Source organism: Gilvimarinus polysaccharolyticus (assembly GCF_001187555.1).
Lineage (GTDB): Bacteria > Pseudomonadota > Gammaproteobacteria > Pseudomonadales > Cellvibrionaceae > Gilvimarinus > Gilvimarinus polysaccharolyticus.
Window position 1 is genome coordinate 1,608,824 of sequence record NZ_LFIJ01000002.1, and the last position, 16,896, is coordinate 1,625,719.

The following is a 16,896-nucleotide window of genomic DNA, read 5'->3' on the forward strand; positions in this document are numbered from 1 at the left end:
ATTTATTAGCCGCGCTTGAGTCGCGGCTAATTCTTTATGGCTATTAACGTAAACTTTGCACAAACGTAAAAAGAATTAACGTCGGGCAAATAAATTTTACGTAAAACGGCCAAACCTTCCAGAAAAAGCTTTGTTCAATTTCGGGATGACCATTGCGAAGCTCTTTAAGTAATAGATGACGGTGTAACACCCAGCCGGCAAATAAGCATAAGGCAACACCGAGCAGTGGTTGACCATAAACGGTGGTAAGGGTGACAACCCCGCTAAACAATTTATCGAACTGCCAGATAATAATAAGACTAATGGCAAAAATGCCCCCACCGGACAAACTGGCTGCGATTGGACGGCTTATCCCCCAGCGCTCGACGGCGACTGATGCAGGCACTTCGAGTAGTGATATTGCAGAGGTCAGTGCGGCGATGCTCATTAGGGCAAAAAAAGCTAACGCCAACCAACTGCCAGCGACACCCATACGGTCGAATAATGCCGGTAGTACTTGAAAGATTAAATCGGGCCCCGCGATTAAAGCTCCCTCGTTGTTAAATACGGTAATACCTTGCGCTTGTGCGACATAAATAGCCGGTAAAATAAGCAGCCCAGCCGTAAAAGCAAAGCCTGTGTCGAGTAACGTAACGGCGGCGCCCATGCGTGGCAGGTTGTCGGTGTCGCGTAGGTACGAGCCGTAGATCAACATAGCGCCTACCCCTAACGACAGCGAGAAAAATGCTTGCCCCATCGCACTTAAAATAAGCGTAGGGTCGCTGAGACGGCTGAGATCGGGCACAAGGTAGGCGCGCAGCCCTTCTGTAGCGCCGGTCTGAGTAAGAACGTAGCCAATCATTCCCAATAAAATTAAAAACAGCGCTGGCATAAGGCGTGTTGACCAGGCCTCAATACCTTTCTCGACTCCACGAGCGATGATCATAATTGTAAGCAGTGACATTACTAAGCACATCAACCCATTACGGCTAAAGCTTTGAGTGTCAATCCAACCTGCGACGCTATGCAGCTGTAAAAGTTGGGCGCTTGGGCTTAAAGCTTCTGCCAGCATCCAGCCGGCGACGATGGAGTAAAAACTTAAAATAAAAACCGCCACAGAGAGTGCGGCAATGCCGACAATAAAGCCGGTTTTTTGTAGCGAAGGCAACGGGTGCAGTTGCGATAAGGCGGTGATGACGTTAGCGCGGGCGTAGCGGCCAATGGTAAGCTCGGCCATCAGAGCGGGGTAGGCTAGAACAAAGGCTAGCACAAGGTACACCAATAAAAATGCAGCGCCGCCATTGTTAGCCGCTTGGGTCGGAAACCCCCAAATATTGCCTAAACCCACGGCCGAGCCTGCAGCAGCGAGTAAGAATCCGATTTTACTGGAGAATTGTCCGCGCCCTGTTGCCATAAGTGTTGTGCCATCTGTTATTAATAATGGCTGCCACTATAACGTAACTTTACATGCGAGCAACAGCGTACTATTGGCCTCGTGCGTTGCGATAAGCCCGTCTAGGTATTGGTATTTGTTGTCTAATGGGAGGCTATTTGCGAAGGTGGTTCGGCGGCAGCGGTAAGACTGCCGTTTTGTAAGGCACGGCGAGAATAATGATTAGTTCTCGAGCGCTATTTTTGCTCGGTTTGAAACAAACGTTGTTTCTGGCGGCCCCAGTCACGTTCTTTTTCGGTCTCACGTTTGTCGTGCAGTTGCTTACCCTTGCCTAACGCCACTTCGACCTTTACTAGGTGTTGCTTCCAGTACATGGCCGTGGCGACCACTGTGTAACCTTTTTGCTCGGTTGCTTGGCGTAACCTGGTGAGTTCTTTTTGATGCATTAACAGCTTGCGTGAGCGGTTGGGCTCTACCACGTAGTGAGTCGAGACGGTTGCGAGCGGCGCAATTTGTGCACCTACTAACCACGCCTCACCATTTTGAAAAATCACGTAAGTGTCGGTTAGCTGAGTTTTACCCGCGCGCAAGCTTTTAACCTCCCAGCCGAGAAGCATGATGCCGGCCTCCAATTTGTCTTGGAGTACGTAGTCAAATTTCGCCTTTTTGTTAAGGGCAATGGTATTGCCGGCGGGTTTTTTCTGCTTTTTAGCCATGAACAGTCGCGTCGGATAAGTGAATGGAAACCCTATCATTATAACCACCCCCGAGCGTCCTGTCTGCGCCTGCACTTATGCTGTTGGGTGTTTAACGGTACAATCGGGGCTAAATTGAGAGTTTAATTGAAGCGCGGCTCGCTCTGGGTCAGCGTAGAATAATAAACGAACGGAGTGGCCGCTTGAAATCAGTACAAAAACACGCCATTTGGAGACGCAAGGGCACATTTATCTTGGCCGCGACTGGCTCGGCGGTGGGCCTTGGTAATATCTGGAAATTTCCCTACATCGCCGGCGAAAACGGCGGTGGCGCGTTTGTGTTGATGTACCTGCTGTGTATCTGTTTGATTGGCTTGCCAGTGATGGTGGCCGAGGTGTTACTGGGGCGCCGTGGCCGGGCTAACCCGATTATGGCGGTGCAAGCGGTAACTCGTGAATCAGGCAGTTCGCGCGGTTGGAATGTGATCGGTTTGTTTGGTGTCTTGGCCGGTTTTTTGATTTTGTCTTATTACAGTGTGATTGCCGGCTGGACGCTCGAGTATGTTACCACCGCTGCTCGCGGTGGCTTTGTTGGGCTTGATGGCGAAAGTGCCAAACGGGCATTTGAGGCACTAAACGCCAATAAAAGCGCACTGGTGCAATGGCAAACGGCTTTTCTTTGCATGACCGTGTTGGTGATTGTGTTTGGCGTGACCCGAGGTTTAGAAACCGCCGTGCGGGTGCTAATGCCGCTGCTGTTTGTTTTGTTGGTTGTACTGATGGTGTACGCCGCTTACGTGGGTGATTTTGCTGCAGGGGCATCGTTTCTGTTTAGCTTTAAGTTTTCAGAGCTGTCATTAAAAGGATTGTCTTTGGCGCTGGGGCATGCGTTCTTTACGCTCAGCTTGGGGATGGGGGCCATTATGACTTACGGCTCGTACATGCCCAGTCACCACTCAATTGTAAAAACCGTGTTGATCGTCGGGATACTGGATACTGTGGTAGCGTTAATGGCCGGATTGGCCATCTTCCCTATCGTGTTTGCCACCCAAGGCGTGTCACCTGGTGACGGTTCGGGGTTGATGTTTATTAGTTTGCCCATCGTTTTTGGTGCTATGCCATTTGGGACAATATTTGGCACCTTGTTTTTTTTGTTGGTGACCTTGGCCGCTTGGAGCTCAGCGATTTCGTTGCTGGAGCCGGCGGTAGCCTATTTAATTCAACGCTTTCGGTTTCATCGCCTTAGTGCCAACTTATTAATTGCCTCTCTGGCGTGGCTGTTGGGCTTGGGCACCGTGATGTCATTTAACGATTGGTCGGACAGCACTTATTTTTTAGGCATGAATTTCTTTAATTTTATTGATTTTATTACGGCCAGCGTATTACTACCGTTGGGCGGGGTGTTAATGGCGATATATGTCGGTTGGTTTATGCAGCGCCGCTCGCTGCGAAGCGAGCTTAGGCAAGAGTCACGCAAAACGTTTACTCGCTGGTTTACTATTGTTCGTTATGTCTCTCCGGCGTTGGTGTTGTTAGTGTTTTTGATAGGTTTATACGGAAAATTCGCGGGGTAGTTGTGGGGTATCAAATAAAACGTACGGCCGAGGTTGGTTATTCACGGGAGCAAATGTTTGCGCTGGTTAATGATATTGAGGCGTATCCCGAATATATGGACGGCTGTCAAAGTGCCGTGGTGTTGGCGCGCGGCGATGATTGGCTCGAGGCGCGGCTGACGCTCGGTTTGGGTGGAATATCTCAGAGTTTCGTCACCCGCAATCAGCTGTTGTCGCCCAGTAAAATGACGATGGAGTTGGTTGATGGCCCGTTTCGGACGTTCTCTGGGCAGTGGCTATTTGAGGAGGCCTCGGTGGATGCTTGTACCGAGGGTTGTCGTGTGACTTTGGAGTTGGACTTTAGTTTAAAGAACCCGCTGTTGGCGATGGCCGTTAATAAGATGTTTGAGAAAATTGTGGCCGCGCAGGTGCAGTCATTGTGTCAGCGGGCGCTTGCAGTCTATGGTGTCAATCGTTAATTAAAGTGGTGTAAGCGGTACGAGAGGCTAGGTTTATGGCAGATTTAGATTTAATTACCGTCGAGGTGGCGTATGCCTTACCCGACCAGCAGACAATATTAGAGGTGTTAGTCGAGCCTGGCACCACTGCTTATCAAGCGGTAGAGCGCTCGGGGATTACCCGCCGCTACCCAGAGCTGGATATCGACAGTGCAAAAATGGGTATTTTTGGTCAAGCGCTAGGCACTAAAGGGTTAAAGCCTCCTCATGAGCATGTCTTGCTATCGGGTGATCGAGTTGAGATCTATCGGCCTTTACAAGCGGACCCTAAAGAGGTGCGCCGGCGCCGCGCAGAAAAAGCAAAACAAGCTGAATCTTGACAGTAAAAGGACATTTAGAGTGAAGATTGAATTCTCGCGTTACTTGAACAGTTGCTAGGCTGTTAAGCGCAATAGTGGAGGAGGGATTATGGCTAGCAGTGCCTTAACGAAACATGGATCAGTGCTTAAATCAGTCGTTACGATTGGTTTTCTTTGTTTTATCTCCGGTTCCGCTTGGGCTCAAGAAGGGGCTGTTGTGACCGTCCGTACTTTATTGCTGCTGCTGGCGGCCTTGCTAGTCTTCACACTTGTTTTATTAGCCCTCTATCTTAAGTGTCGCAACCGTAAGTACGCTACCTATCAATCTTCATCACAAGCACTTGGCCGGCGTTTACAGCTCGCATTGGAAAACAGTCAGTCAGGTTATTGGGACTGGGATGTACTGCACGATAGGGTCGAGTTTTCTGACGACTGGAAGCGAATGTTTGGCCTAAGCGAGGATGCGGTTACTCAAGACGGTGCTTCGGAGTGGATGGCGCGAGTTCATCCCGATGACCGCGATGAGTGTTTGGCGGGCATCAAAGCGCACATAACAGGCCAGACCGAGCGTTTTGAGCACGAGCATCGCCTGCGCGATGAGCGAGGACGGTATCTGTGGTTTTTGACTCGCGGTCGGGTGATCGAGCGTGATGGCAATGGACGTGCGTTGCAAATGATTGGTGTTTACACAGATGTTAATGCCAGAAAACGGGTCGACGAGCTTGTCATTCATCAGCAGAAGGCTTTGGAGAAACTTAACGAAATAGCCTCGCTGCCCAGCTCCGATGCGAAAGATTTGTTGCGTCAAGCGCTCGGCTTGGGCGCGGATTATTTAGGCTTACCATTTGGTATTATCAGTCAGGTTAACGGTGAGAATTACCGTATATACGTGCAGGTGTCGCCTCCTGGGGCACTTGAAGATAACCAAACATTTCACTTGTCCAACTGTTTTTGTGTCGAAACGTTAAATGGCCGAGATGTTATGGCGGTGCATCATACGGCTGACTCTTCATTGGCCCATCATCCATGCTATATCTCAACGCAGCTTGAAAGCTATATTGGTGCCCCAGTGTGGGTGAATGGTGAGGTATACGGCACTCTTAATTATTCATCTCCTGAAGCGCGGGCAACTGAATTTAGTGATTATGAGCGTAATTTTGTTCGAGTATTGGCTCGCTGGGTAGGCTCCACTCTTGAGCGATCATTGCAGGAGCGTGAAAACAGAAAGCTGTCAGAGACTTTCGCACGGCTGTCGGACAGTATGCCTGGTTGTTTGGTGCAGTTTCAAAAACACCTTGATGGTTCTTCGTGTTTTCCCTACGCCAGTCGCGGCATCGTCGATATATATGGTGTTACGCCAGATGAGGTAAGACATAGCGCCGCAAAGGTATTTGAGCATATACATCCAGATGATTTAGCTCGTGTTGCCTCTGGTATTGCGGAGTCTGCGCGCACTATGAACCGGTGGAATACGCAGTATCGAGTTGTACACCCGACACGGGGCTTATTATGGGTACGTGGTCGTACTAGCCCCGAGCGTCAGAGTGATGACAGTATTATTTGGCACGGGTCATTGTGGGATGTTACCGAGGAGGTTATGGCTGAGCAGAAACTTAGTCGAACTAATCGCTGGCGTGATGCTATTTTTGATGTTGCGAGTTTATCGTTCATTATCACTGACGTGAAGGGCGTGGTGCAGTCATTGAATGTTGGTGCAAACCGTATACTGGGCTACGCTGAAGAAGAGTTACTTAATAGATGTAACCTGGTGGATTTGTATTTTACGACAATGTCAGATGATTTGCCTGCGGCGTTGACGTGTTCGAGCGATAAGAATCTAGTTGAGTTTGAAGTCATCGCGAGGCCGGCCTCACAAGGGCAGGTTAAAAGCGCAGAGCGCACTTATCGCTGTAAAGATGGCCGGCCTGTTCGCGTTATGGAGACAATTATTGCAGTACGCGATGATGAGGGGGTAATTGAAGGCTATTTAAGTGTTGCGCGCGATATCACACTGGAGCGCTCGCAGGCTGAAAAGCTACGAGCCAGCGCAGAGCGCACCCAAGCTATTTTAGATAATGTCGCTGACGGTATTGTATTGATCTCGGAGGATGGAGCGATTGTTTCTCTCAATTTAGCCGCTGAGCGAATATTTGATTTGCCTGCAGTTCAAGCTGAGGGACTTGGTGTCGAGCGTTTATTGTCCGATAACGATGAAAGCTTTGATTCTCTGCATCGACGTGGCAAGGAGTCGGGAGGCGTAGAGGTCAAGGGCTTGCGTATGGGAGGGGATGAGTTTCCGTTGGAGCTGTCTTTTTCGGAAATTTTCGCCGAAGGGGAGCGTCTGTATGTTGCCCTGATGCGTGATATTACTGATCGTAAACGCGTCGAACGAATGAAAAATGAATTTATTGCAACGGTTAGTCACGAATTGCGCACTCCGCTAACGGCCATTAGTGGGTCTTTACGGTTGCTTGAGTCTAATGCTCTTGGCGAGGTGCCAGATACGATTAAGAAGATGATCTCTGTTGCAAATAACAATAGTGATCGATTGTTGAATTTGGTTAACGATTTGCTCGATATCGAGAAGCTCGTCGCCGGTAAGGTGTTATTGAAGTTGGAGCACTTGGTTATGGCAAATCTGTTGCGCCAGATAATTGAGGATAATGCCGCCTACGCGGCACAATTTGATGTTACCTTGCGGTTAGATTACTCTGGATTGTCGTTGCCCGCCGAACGGTATCTGGTGCACGCTGATAGCCAGCGAGTCACACAAATACTGGTTAATTTAATATCGAATGCGGTTAAATTCTCGTATGCCGGTGGTGAAGTCGTGTTGCAGTTACACGAAGACCAAAACGACTTGGTGGTGAGTGTCGTTGATAACGGGGTTGGTATATCTGACGAGTTTCGCGACCGAATCTTTGAGAAGTTTTCACAAGCGGACAGCTCTACCACAAAGGATAAGGGTGGAACTGGACTTGGTTTGGCGATCTGTAAAGAGATTGTGGAGCAACATAAGGGCTCCATTGGCTTTGAGTCCAGTAAGGGACATGGTTCACGGTTTTACTTTGCACTGCCATGCACTGCCATACAAGGCGCTACGCCTTGCCGGGCTGATCTTAGAGTATTGCAGGTCGAGGATGATGATGACATTTTGCAGCTGACAGAGCTGTTGGTGGGGCGAGCGGTGCATTTAACGCAAGTGTCCTCGATTAAAGCAGCGCGACAGGCGCTTGGCCAAGCCCAATATGACATCATATTACTTGATATACTGTTGCCTGATGGCAGTGGTTTAGACTTGTTAAGCGCGATCGCGGCAAGTTCGTCGGTAGCGGCCGAGGTTGTTGCGTTGACGCACGTTGAGTTAAATATCGCCGACACCCAGAAATTTGATGGTGTCATTGCAAAAAATAGTGCTTTAGCGGCAACGTTAAATCGTTATTGGAGTGAGCGTATGCGTTCGGCAGTCCATTAAATTGGTGTCATTTGCTCACCTTAACTTAAATCGGTACATGCAAAGAGATTATTGCCATGATAGCCAATAGGCCGTTGAACACCATTTTATACGTTGAGGATGAGCCAGATATTCGGGCTATCGTAGAGCTTGCGCTGCAGACGATTGGCGGATTTACATTGATTAGCTGCGCCAGTGGTAAAGAGGCCTTGGCTGCGGCTGGTACTCAGATCCCAGATTTAATTGTGCTCGATGTTATGATGCCTGAGATGGATGGCCCAGAAACATTGCGACAACTGCGTAAGATGCCATCAATGGCAAAGATACCGGCTATTTTCATGACGGCCAAAGTGCAGCCAGACGAAATTATTGAGTACCGCGCTTTAGGGGCTTTGGATGTGATTCCTAAACCGTTTGATCCGCTGGGCTTGGCTCAGCGTATCAATGATATTTGGCAGCAAGCCTAAACTTATTTATTACGATAATCTCAAGGGGATGTCGTGAGTTCAGAAACCGAACTAAGCGTATTAGAGCAACTGCAAAAGCTGCGTTGTGAATATGCCAAAAAATTACCTGATGTTTTAACAAAACTCGAACATTTGTCCGACTCGTTAGGTGCTTCTGTGGCTCAGCCTGAAGCTTTGCAATCGTTGTATCAAGAGCTGCATAAGTTGGCAGGTTCTGCGGGTAGCTTTGGCTTTGACGAGCTTAGCGTTAAGGCTCGCGAGCAAGAACTGATTGTCAAAAAATGGTTGGCTGGAGATCCCGTTGCCGCAGCGGCGGCTATCGATTTTGGTGCCGCGATACGCGAACTTCGTGATTACACTACCAATGCCCAACAAGCACCCGCTAGTGACGCCCCAATCGGGCACACCCAAGTCGCGCATCTGGCGGGTTCTGAGCGCAATTTAATTTATTTGCTTGAAGATGACTTGGATTTGGCTGCAGAGCTGACCATGGCGCTGACTAATTTCGGTTATTGGGTTGAGCATTACGTTGCATTGGCCGATGCTGAAAAAGCCGTCAACAATATTCGCCCTGATTTTTTAATTGTCGATGTTATGTTCTCTGGTGAGGCGCGAACTGGGCCAGAGAGTATTGCCGCCTTGCAAAAGCAGGCGGAGGTGCCTCTTGCGGTAGTATTTATTTCCGCTCGCGATGACTTTGATGCTTATTTAGCGGCAGTGCGCGCAGGTGCGGTTGGTTACTTTGTCAAGCCGTTGGATATTCCGCAGTTAGTTAACTGTTTAGAGTCACAATTAAAGCTCGCACAGCGGTCGCCGTACCGAGTATTGATTGTTGATGATGACGCTATGCTGGCGAGCCATTATCAGGCAGTGCTAGAAAGTGCTGGCATGCGTGTCGAAGTGATAACCGACCCGCGTAATGTTTTGGATAGCATGCGGCGATTCCACCCTGAGTTAGTGTTATTAGATTTAAATTTACCGGATTGTCGTGGCTACGAGGTGGCGCAACTTATACGTTTAAACCCCGATTGGCTACGTGTGGCAATTGCTTATTTGTCGTCCGAGAGTGACGAGCAAGCCCAGGCCAATGCTGTGGGCTACGGTGGTGACGACTTTTTGACCAAGCCTATCTCTGATTTACGTTTGGTCAGTGCCGTTTGTGTACGAGCCGCGCGCTCTCGGCAGCTGAGTGAGGCCATTGATCAGGATAGCCTAACCGGCCTGTTAACCCATGCGCGCATAAAAGATCAGGTGAATATAGAATTGCAGCGGGCTAAGCGTTTGGGTAAGCCGGCCAGCGTAGCGATGATCGATCTAGATCACTTTAAAAAGGTGAATGATACCTATGGCCACGCTATAGGTGACCGAGTGATTCGGGCGTTAGCTCAGTTGCTGCGTCAACGCTTGCGTCAAACCGATGGTATTGGGCGCTATGGCGGAGAGGAGTTTGTCGTGATCTTGCCAGATTGTGATACCGCTGCGGCTAAACTTATACTTGATGACCTGCGCGAGAGTTTTGCGGCTGTGACGTTTAGTGCCAAAGAGGCAACTTTTAACGTGACGTTAAGTTGCGGCATAGCCAGTAGCGGTGATGGCGCAGTGGAAAGTTTGTTGGAGCAGGCCGATAAAGCTTTGTATCGCGCTAAGGCGGCAGGGCGTAATCGCGTGTGCACGGTAGCTTAGACGATTAGTTTGCTAAAGGGTCATTGGTGAGCGCGTTATACGTACCAATGACCCTTTGCGACAGTCTAGTTAGGCTGAGCGCTGTTAGTCGGGCAGAGGAGTTTCAGGCTCTTTTTCATCTTTTTTCTGCTCTTCGTCACTCACTTTACTTTCGGGTAAGTTCTCGCCAGTAAAGTGAGTGAGCAAATCACCGTCAAAATAGACGGTTAAGGTTCGCTTAAAAAAGCGTCCACTGCCCATTTTTAAGCTGTAGTAGTAGTCCCATCGGTCATCGTTAAAGATGTCGTCGATCAGAGGAGTGCCAAGAATATAGCGCACCTGGCGCTTGTTAAGTCCTGGCTCAAGCTGAGAAATCATCTCCTCGGTTAAAATGTGTCCTTGCTGTATATTGATCTTATGGACGCCAGGGAACTGAAAATACTGACACCCCGCCAATATCGATACTAAGCAGACGATCATAAGGGGGTTTTTGATTATTTTCATTACAGGGGTTCCACTTGCTAAAACGAATGGGCGATAATACCTGAACATAACGAACACTGAGAAGGGCTTGAACGAAAAATGGCTGATGAAAACCAAGAATTACGTAAAGCCGGACTTAAGGTGACGCTGCCAAGAGTTAAAATTCTACAGTTGCTCGAGTCATCGGACGACCATCACATGAGCGCCGAGGATGTGTACAAGGCGCTAATTGAGAGCGGCGATGATGTCGGGTTGGCAACAGTTTACCGTGTATTGACTCAATTTGAGACCGCAGGGTTGGTTGTTCGCCACAATTTTGATGGAGGCCATTCGGTATTTGAAATCTGCCGTGGCGATCATCACGATCACATGGTGTGCTTGGACTCTGGTCGAGTTATTGAGTTCCATAGTGAAGAAATTGAGCAGCTGCAAAAGCGTATTGCTGATGAGCAGGGCTACGAGCTCGAAGATCACTCGCTAGTGCTTTACGTAAAACCTAAAAAAGTCTAATAAGCCCAGCAGGGCTATTAGGCCTCTGCCGCATCGCCCAACATCTGCTGGGCGTGTGCAAGAGATTCTTCGGTAATATTAGCGCCACCTAGCATGCGCGCTAGTTCGGCTACCTTTTGATCACCCGTAATCTCCACCAAAGCGGTCTCGGCCGATTGGCTGTTGCTGGTCTTTTCGACTCGCAAATGCTGATGGCCTTTGCTGGCCACTTGTGCCAAATGCGTTACACATAAAATTTGTCCGCGACTGGCCAGCTGCCGTAGCAATTTACCAACGGTATCAGCGGTAGCGCCACCTATCCCCACATCCACCTCATCAAATACCAAGCTGGCGATTGCGCTGCGCTCGGCGGCCACCACTTGAATGGCGAGGCTCACGCGGGATAGTTCACCGCCCGAGGCGACCTTGGCTAGTGGTGCTGGGGGTTGGCCGGGATTGGTGCTAATAAGCAGTTCAATGTCCTCTAAGCCATGTGTGCTGGGGCGATCATGACGTGGCTTGCACTCGACGGTAAGGTTTGCATGCTCCATGGCTAGAGCTTTAAGGTGCGCATTTACTTTTTTAGAGAGTACCGCCGCTGTTTTTACGCGGGTATTGGTTAATGCCTCGGCTTTCGTCCGAAACGTCTGCTCAAGCTTGCTGACCTCGCGAGCCATTGCTTCAAGTTGCTCGTCTCCGCCGCCTAAACTTGCAAGCTCATTGGCAAGGCTCTCATGCAGCTCGGGTAGTGCCTCGGGAGATACGCGATGCTTGCGGGCAACTTCATAAATACTGGATAGACGATCTTCGACCCACACTAAACGCTCTGGGTCGAGATTAAAGCTGTCGCCAAAATGCTCAAGATTGCGCTGCGCTTCCTCGAGCTGAATTTCGGCTTCATTTAACAGCTGCTCGGCCTCGACTAGGGCGGCGGGCTTGTTGTCCAGCTTACGCAGTATTTGCAGTGCTCGGTTTAGCCCAGCTTGTAGGCCTTGCTCATCGTCGTTACACAATCCTAATACTTGGGCGCTGGCTTGCAGTAGTCCTTCGGCACTGGTTAGTTCGCGCTGCTCTTGCTCAAGCGTAGTTATTTCGTCGGCTTGTACATTGAGTTGGTCCAGCTCTTCGACTTGGTAGTGCACTAATTGAAACCGGGCATTTACTTCGTCGGCGTTATCGCGGCGGTGTCGTAAGTTGGCTGCTAGCTCGTGCCAGGCGAGGTAGGCGGTTTTCACCGAGGCTACTAAGGCGTTGTTGCCAGCGTAGTTATCCAATAGGCGGCGATGATTGTCTTTTACCAGCAGTGATTGATGCTCGTGCTGGCTGTGAATGTCCATCAGCATATCGCCCAGCTCGCGCAGCTGCGCTAAGGTGGCGGGGTGGCCGTTAATGTAGGCTTTAGATCGACCCTCGCGAGTTAATGTGCGGCGTAATAGACATTCGTTGGGGCTATCTTCTTGAGTTAAATCATTTTGGGCCAGCCAGCGTTGCGCGCGTGGGTTATTGTCTAACTCGAAGGTGGCGGCAATATCGGCACGCGTACTGCCGTGCCTTACGCGTGTTGCATCGGCGCGATCTCCCAAAGTTTGCCCTAGCGCTTCGAGTAATACTGATTTTCCGGCACCGGTTTCGCCGGTGATGACTGTCATGCCTGCCTTTAGGTCAAGATCCAGTTTCTCTACCAAGGTGAAATTCTGGATGCTTAGATGGCTCAACATAAAAGTACTCCGTGTTTTGTGGGGTGTTTATCTGGTTATTTATACAGGTTTTTTTTTCGTCCTGCTAGGCAAAAATACACAACCTTGCCCTTGAAAGCTGACGCAATAGCCCCATATCGAGCAGAGATTCGTTCAACCATTCACAGTGGAGAGCAAGGTGACAGATCAAGAGCATAACGACGAACAGAATGCTGCAGCAGATAATGGGCCCGAAATCGAGCAGTCAGCCGAGTCGGCAACTAATGAAAGCGAGCAGCTGAGCCCCGAAGTCGAGGATTTAGTTAATGCCTTGGCCGCGGCTAAAGAGCAAACTCTGCGGGCTCAGGCCGAAGCTCAAAATAGCCGTAGGCGCGCCGAGCAAGATATTGAAAAAGCACACAAGTTTGGCCAAGAGAAGCTAGTCGCCGACATGCTTCCTGTGGTCGACAACTTGGAGCGCGCGCTAGCCGCTATAGATCGCGAGGCTGAGGCAAACAAGCCCATCTGTGAAGGCATTGAATTGACCCTTAAGTCATTTCTGGATGGCTTGGCGCGGCATCAAGTCGTTGCGCTCAACCCTGTTGGTGAGCCATTTGATCCGCAGTTGCATCAAGCCATGACCATGGTGGACAACCCCGATGTTGAGCCAAATACGGTAATTGATGTGTTTCAGAAAGGTTACACCCTGCACGGCCGCTTGGTGCGCCCGGCAATGGTGGTGGTAGCGAAGGGTTAAATTTTATTATTTGCGGCGCGAGGGCTTGAAAAGTCGCCAACGGCGCCCATATAGCTACTAATGACTGGGAAAGGTGCGTTAAGCACTTAATGTAAAAATTCTCTGCTGTCGTTTTTATTGTCGATCGATTCGCTAAACCGAGAGCTCGATCTACGGCGCAGAAAGATAACTTTTAGGAGATTGAATCATGGGTAAAATTATTGGGATTGACTTGGGTACCACTAACTCGTGTGTAGCCATACTAGAAGGCGACAAGCCTAAAGTCATTGAAAACGCCGAAGGCGATCGCACCACCCCGTCTATCGTGGCTTTTACCAACGATGATGAAGTGCTGGTAGGTCAGAGCGCTAAGCGCCAAGCCGTTACTAATCCGCACAATACTTTGTATGCGGTTAAGCGTTTGATTGGGCGTAAGTTTAAAGATGATGTTGTACAAAAAGACATCAAGATGGTGCCGTATAAAATTGTGGCCGCTGACAATGGCGATGCGTGGGTAGAAGTTAAGGGCGAAAGAAGAGCGCCACCACAAATTTCGGCCGAAGTTTTGAAGAAAATGAAAAAGACTGCCGAAGATTACTTGGGTGAGCCGGTTACAGAAGCCGTTATTACTGTGCCTGCTTACTTTAATGACTCGCAGCGTCAGGCAACTAAAGATGCCGGTAAAATTGCAGGTTTGGACGTTAAGCGCATTATTAACGAGCCAACCGCAGCGGCATTGGCCTACGGCATGGATCAGAAGAAAGGCGATCGCACCATTGCAGTATACGATTTAGGTGGTGGTACCTTCGATATCTCGATCATTGAAATTGCCGATGTTGATGGTGAGCATCAGTTTGAAGTGCTGTCCACCAACGGTGACACCTTCCTTGGTGGTGAAGACTTCGACTTGGTGTTGATTAACTACTTAGCCGATGAGTTTAAGAAAGAGCAAGGTATCGATCTACACAATGACCCGCTTGCGTTGCAGCGTTTAAAAGAAGCTGCCGAGAAGGCCAAGATCGAGCTATCGTCTAGCCAGCAAACTGAAGTGAACCTACCTTATATTACGGCTGATAACACTGGGCCTAAGCACTTGGTTGTTAAATTGTCTCGAGCCAAGCTTGAATCCTTGGTCGAAAGCTTGGTGACTCGATCTCTTGAGCCGGTAAAGCTAGCTATTAAAGATGCTGGTCTATCCGTTAGTGAGATAAGCGACGTTATTTTGGTGGGTGGTCAAACCCGTATGCCAATGGTGCAAAAAGCCGTTGCAGACTTCTTTGGTAAAGAGCCACGTAAAGACGTAAACCCAGATGAAGCCGTTGCTGTAGGTGCCGCTATTCAGGGTGCGGTATTGTCCGGTGATGTTAAAGACGTGTTGCTGCTGGATGTGACTCCTTTGACGTTGGGTATCGAAACCATGGGTGGTGTTGCAACTCCTTTAATTGAGAAGAACACGACTATCCCGACTAAAAAGTCGCAGGTTTTCTCAACCGCAGAAGACAACCAAACTGCAGTGACGATTCACGTTGTTCAGGGGGAGCGCAAGCAGGCAGCCCAAAATAAATCGTTGGGTCGTTTTGATCTTGCTGATATTCCGCCAGCGCCACGTGGCTTGCCTCAGGTTGAAGTGACCTTTGATATTGACGCTAACGGTATCTTGAATGTTAGCGCCAAAGACAAGGCCACAGGCAAAGAGCAGTCCATTGTCATTAAGGCTTCTTCTGGCTTGTCTGATGATGAAATTGAGAAGATGGTGCAGGATGCTGAGGCAAATGCCGAAGCCGATAAGGTTTTTGAGCAGCGTGTAACCACTCGCAACACTCTTGAAGGCTTAATTCATGCAACGCAAAAAACTCTGACTGAAGCTGGCGATAAAGCCACTGCGGAAGAAAAAGCTGCAATAGAAGCTGCTGTTGCCGAGGCAGAAGAGGCGGTTAAGGGTGATGATGTTGCAGCTATGGAAGCTGCGACCACTAAGTTGACTGAGGCGTCAGGTTCGTTAGCTCAAAAAATGTACGCAGAGCAGCAAGGTGAAGCTGGTGCCGAGCCACAAGCTAGTGGCGAGCCGCAAGCCGATGATGGAGCCGTCGATGCGGAGTTTGAAGAAGTAAAAGAAGACGACAGCAAATAAGTCGAGACCTTTTATAGCTTAAATATGCAAATGCGGGCCCCGGTCCGCATTTGTCGTATCGTAACTCACTGAAATAACTGGACATACAAACGCATGGCAAAGCGCGACTACTACGAAGTTCTGGGCGTATCAAAAGATATCTCGGCACAGGATCTAAAAAAGGCCTATCGCCGAGTTGCGATGAAGCATCACCCTGACAGAAATCCAGGCGACAAGGCTGCTGAGGATAAATTTAAAGAGGCGAGTGAAGCCTACGAAGTTTTATCTGACGAACAAAAGCGCGCCGCCTATGATCAGTTTGGTCATGCCGGTGTCGATGGTAACTCTGGCATGGGCGGCGGAGCCGGCGGCTATGGCAACTTCAGCGATATTTTTGGTGATGTGTTTGGCGATATTTTTGGTGGAGCCGGCGGCGGTAGATCGCGCGGTGGCCCAGCCCGCGGATCAGATCTGCGTTATACGCTCGATTTGTCGTTAGAAGATGCCGTGCGTGGCTCGCAGGTTCAAATTAAGGTTCCAACCTTGGCGCAGTGTGACCCTTGTGGTGGCTCTGGTGCCAAACCTGGCAGCAGGCCTACCACATGCTCTACTTGTGGTGGGGTTGGTCAAGTGCGGATGCAGCAAGGCTTCTTCTCTGTGCAGCAGACTTGTCCCAGTTGTCACGGTCGTGGCACGACAATCTCTGACCCTTGCGCTAGCTGTAATGGTCAGGGTCGGGTAGAGGAGACTAAAACGCTATCGGTTAAAGTCCCATCTGGCGTCGATACTGGGGATCGTATTCGCTTGTCGGGTGAGGGTGAGGCTGGTGCCGAAGGTGGTCCCGCAGGCGACTTGTATGTCCAAATCAATGTTAAAGAGCATGAGATATTCCAGCGAGACGGTCGCGACCTTTATTGCGAGGTGCCAATTGGGTTTGTGCAGGCCGCTCTTGGTGGTGAGATTGAAGTGCCGACCTTGGATGGCCGGGTAAAGCTTAAGGTGCCCTCCGAAACGCAAACTGGAAAACTGTTCCGGCTGCGCGGCAAGGGTGTGGCTCCCGTGCGTGGTGGCGGCGCTGGCGACTTGATGTGTCGGGTGGTGCTGGAGACGCCGGTCAACTTAACCGCCAAGCAGAAAGATCTGCTCGAGCAGTTTCGTAAGACCATGGAGAATGGCAAGCATTCTCCACGACAAAAAAGCTGGTTTGATGGCATGAAGAGCTTTTTTGGTGATATGAAAATTTAGCTTATACATTAAGGTTGGGTCTTATTATGGTGAGACTCTAAAACGATACTCTAAGGGCAGCGTAAGCCGCTTTTTTGTGGCTGGGTTTTGGCTGTTTATGTGTTTGCTTTTTGATCGATTTTGGCGATAGACACGAA

General features: G+C 49.6%; 14 protein-coding genes. 10 read left to right on the plus strand and 4 right to left on the minus strand.

All coding sequences use genetic code 11. From position 1 onward, the window contains the following. Positions 1–43 precede the first annotated feature (43 nt). Together GILYN3_RS15680 and smpB are read right to left on the minus strand one after the other, a co-directional pair. Entirely contained in the window at positions 44–1,393 is a 1,350-nt protein-coding gene (locus GILYN3_RS15680) for a sodium-dependent transporter (protein WP_049723870.1), read from the minus strand. 215 nt (positions 1,394–1,608) lie between these two features. Beyond that, positions 1,609–2,088, minus strand: coding sequence for an SsrA-binding protein SmpB (gene smpB, locus GILYN3_RS15685; protein WP_049723871.1), 480 nt, complete (start codon positions 2,086–2,088; stop codon positions 1,609–1,611). Positions 2,089–2,270: 182 nt separating this feature from the next. Between smpB and GILYN3_RS15690 the strand changes: the two genes are divergently transcribed. From GILYN3_RS15690 to GILYN3_RS15715, 6 genes are all read left to right on the plus strand, one after another. Beyond that, positions 2,271–3,641, plus strand: a complete 1,371-nt coding sequence (locus GILYN3_RS15690; RefSeq protein WP_049723872.1) for a sodium-dependent transporter — start codon at positions 2,271–2,273, stop codon at positions 3,639–3,641. 2 nt (positions 3,642–3,643) lie between these two features. Further along, positions 3,644–4,099, plus strand: coding sequence for a type II toxin-antitoxin system RatA family toxin (locus GILYN3_RS15695; protein WP_049723873.1), 456 nt, complete (start codon positions 3,644–3,646; stop codon positions 4,097–4,099). Positions 4,100–4,134: 35 nt separating this feature from the next. Further along, positions 4,135–4,458, plus strand: a complete 324-nt coding sequence (locus GILYN3_RS15700; RefSeq protein WP_049723874.1) for an RnfH family protein — start codon at positions 4,135–4,137, stop codon at positions 4,456–4,458. 88 nt (positions 4,459–4,546) lie between these two features. After that, on the plus strand, positions 4,547–7,912 hold the full coding sequence (locus GILYN3_RS15705) for a PAS domain S-box protein (RefSeq protein WP_049723875.1): 3,366 nt from the start codon (positions 4,547–4,549) through the stop codon (positions 7,910–7,912). A gap of 56 nt (positions 7,913–7,968) precedes the next feature. Continuing rightward, the gene (locus tag GILYN3_RS15710; RefSeq protein WP_049723876.1) at positions 7,969–8,358 is read left to right on the plus strand and encodes a response regulator; all 390 of its coding nucleotides are present in this window, start codon (positions 7,969–7,971) and stop codon (positions 8,356–8,358) included. Positions 8,359–8,391: 33 nt separating this feature from the next. Continuing rightward, positions 8,392–10,041, plus strand: a complete 1,650-nt coding sequence (locus GILYN3_RS15715; RefSeq protein ID WP_049723877.1) for a GGDEF domain-containing response regulator — start codon at positions 8,392–8,394, stop codon at positions 10,039–10,041. Positions 10,042–10,125: 84 nt separating this feature from the next. Here the strand turns inward: GILYN3_RS15715 and GILYN3_RS16575 are convergent, their stop codons facing one another. Next, positions 10,126–10,524 (minus strand): outer membrane protein assembly factor BamE, encoded by a 399-nt coding sequence (locus GILYN3_RS16575; RefSeq protein ID WP_157484954.1) that lies wholly within the window; start codon positions 10,522–10,524, stop codon positions 10,126–10,128. Positions 10,525–10,602: 78 nt separating this feature from the next. On the opposite strand from GILYN3_RS16575, the gene fur reads away from it, so the two are divergent. Beyond that, positions 10,603–11,013: a ferric iron uptake transcriptional regulator gene (fur, locus tag GILYN3_RS15725; protein ID WP_049723879.1), complete on the plus strand. Its 411-nt coding sequence runs from the start codon at positions 10,603–10,605 to the stop codon at positions 11,011–11,013. 17 nt (positions 11,014–11,030) lie between these two features. On the opposite strand, the gene recN is transcribed toward fur, so the two are convergent. Beyond that, entirely contained in the window at positions 11,031–12,710 is a 1,680-nt protein-coding gene (gene recN, locus GILYN3_RS15730; RefSeq protein WP_049723880.1) for a DNA repair protein RecN, read from the minus strand. 157 nt (positions 12,711–12,867) lie between these two features. Here recN and grpE point away from each other — a divergent pair, with 157 nt between their 5' ends. The 3 genes from grpE (at position 12,868) to dnaJ (ending at position 16,759) form a co-directional block, all read left to right on the plus strand. Then, a complete protein-coding gene (grpE, locus tag GILYN3_RS15735) occupies positions 12,868–13,425 on the plus strand; it encodes a nucleotide exchange factor GrpE (RefSeq protein ID WP_049723881.1) in 558 nt (185 codons plus the stop codon). Between the two features lie 187 nt (positions 13,426–13,612). Further along, positions 13,613–15,535, plus strand: a complete 1,923-nt coding sequence (gene dnaK / locus GILYN3_RS15740) for a molecular chaperone DnaK (RefSeq protein WP_049723882.1) — start codon at positions 13,613–13,615, stop codon at positions 15,533–15,535. Between the two features lie 93 nt (positions 15,536–15,628). Further along, the gene (dnaJ, locus tag GILYN3_RS15745; RefSeq protein WP_049723883.1) at positions 15,629–16,759 is read left to right on the plus strand and encodes a molecular chaperone DnaJ; all 1,131 of its coding nucleotides are present in this window, start codon (positions 15,629–15,631) and stop codon (positions 16,757–16,759) included. Positions 16,760–16,896 lie beyond the last annotated feature (137 nt).

What these genes read in the sequence shown, in the direction of transcription:
- dnaJ (WP_049723883.1), top strand. Translation starts at nt 15,629, where the DNA reads ATGGCAAAGCGCGACTACTACGAAGTTCTGGGCGTATCAAAAGATATC.
- smpB (WP_049723871.1), bottom strand. Translation starts at nt 2,088, where the DNA reads ATGGCTAAAAAGCAGAAAAAACCCGCCGGCAATACCATTGCCCTTAAC.
- recN (WP_049723880.1), bottom strand. Translation starts at nt 12,710, where the DNA reads ATGTTGAGCCATCTAAGCATCCAGAATTTCACCTTGGTAGAGAAACTG.
- GILYN3_RS15710 (WP_049723876.1), top strand. Translation starts at nt 7,969, where the DNA reads ATGATAGCCAATAGGCCGTTGAACACCATTTTATACGTTGAGGATGAG.
- GILYN3_RS15705 (WP_049723875.1), top strand. Translation starts at nt 4,547, where the DNA reads ATGGCTAGCAGTGCCTTAACGAAACATGGATCAGTGCTTAAATCAGTC.
- GILYN3_RS16575 (WP_157484954.1), bottom strand. Translation starts at nt 10,524, where the DNA reads ATGAAAATAATCAAAAACCCCCTTATGATCGTCTGCTTAGTATCGATA.
- GILYN3_RS15700 (WP_049723874.1), top strand. Translation starts at nt 4,135, where the DNA reads ATGGCAGATTTAGATTTAATTACCGTCGAGGTGGCGTATGCCTTACCC.
- dnaK (WP_049723882.1), top strand. Translation starts at nt 13,613, where the DNA reads ATGGGTAAAATTATTGGGATTGACTTGGGTACCACTAACTCGTGTGTA.
- fur (WP_049723879.1), top strand. Translation starts at nt 10,603, where the DNA reads ATGGCTGATGAAAACCAAGAATTACGTAAAGCCGGACTTAAGGTGACG.
- GILYN3_RS15680 (WP_049723870.1), bottom strand. Translation starts at nt 1,393, where the DNA reads ATGGCAACAGGGCGCGGACAATTCTCCAGTAAAATCGGATTCTTACTC.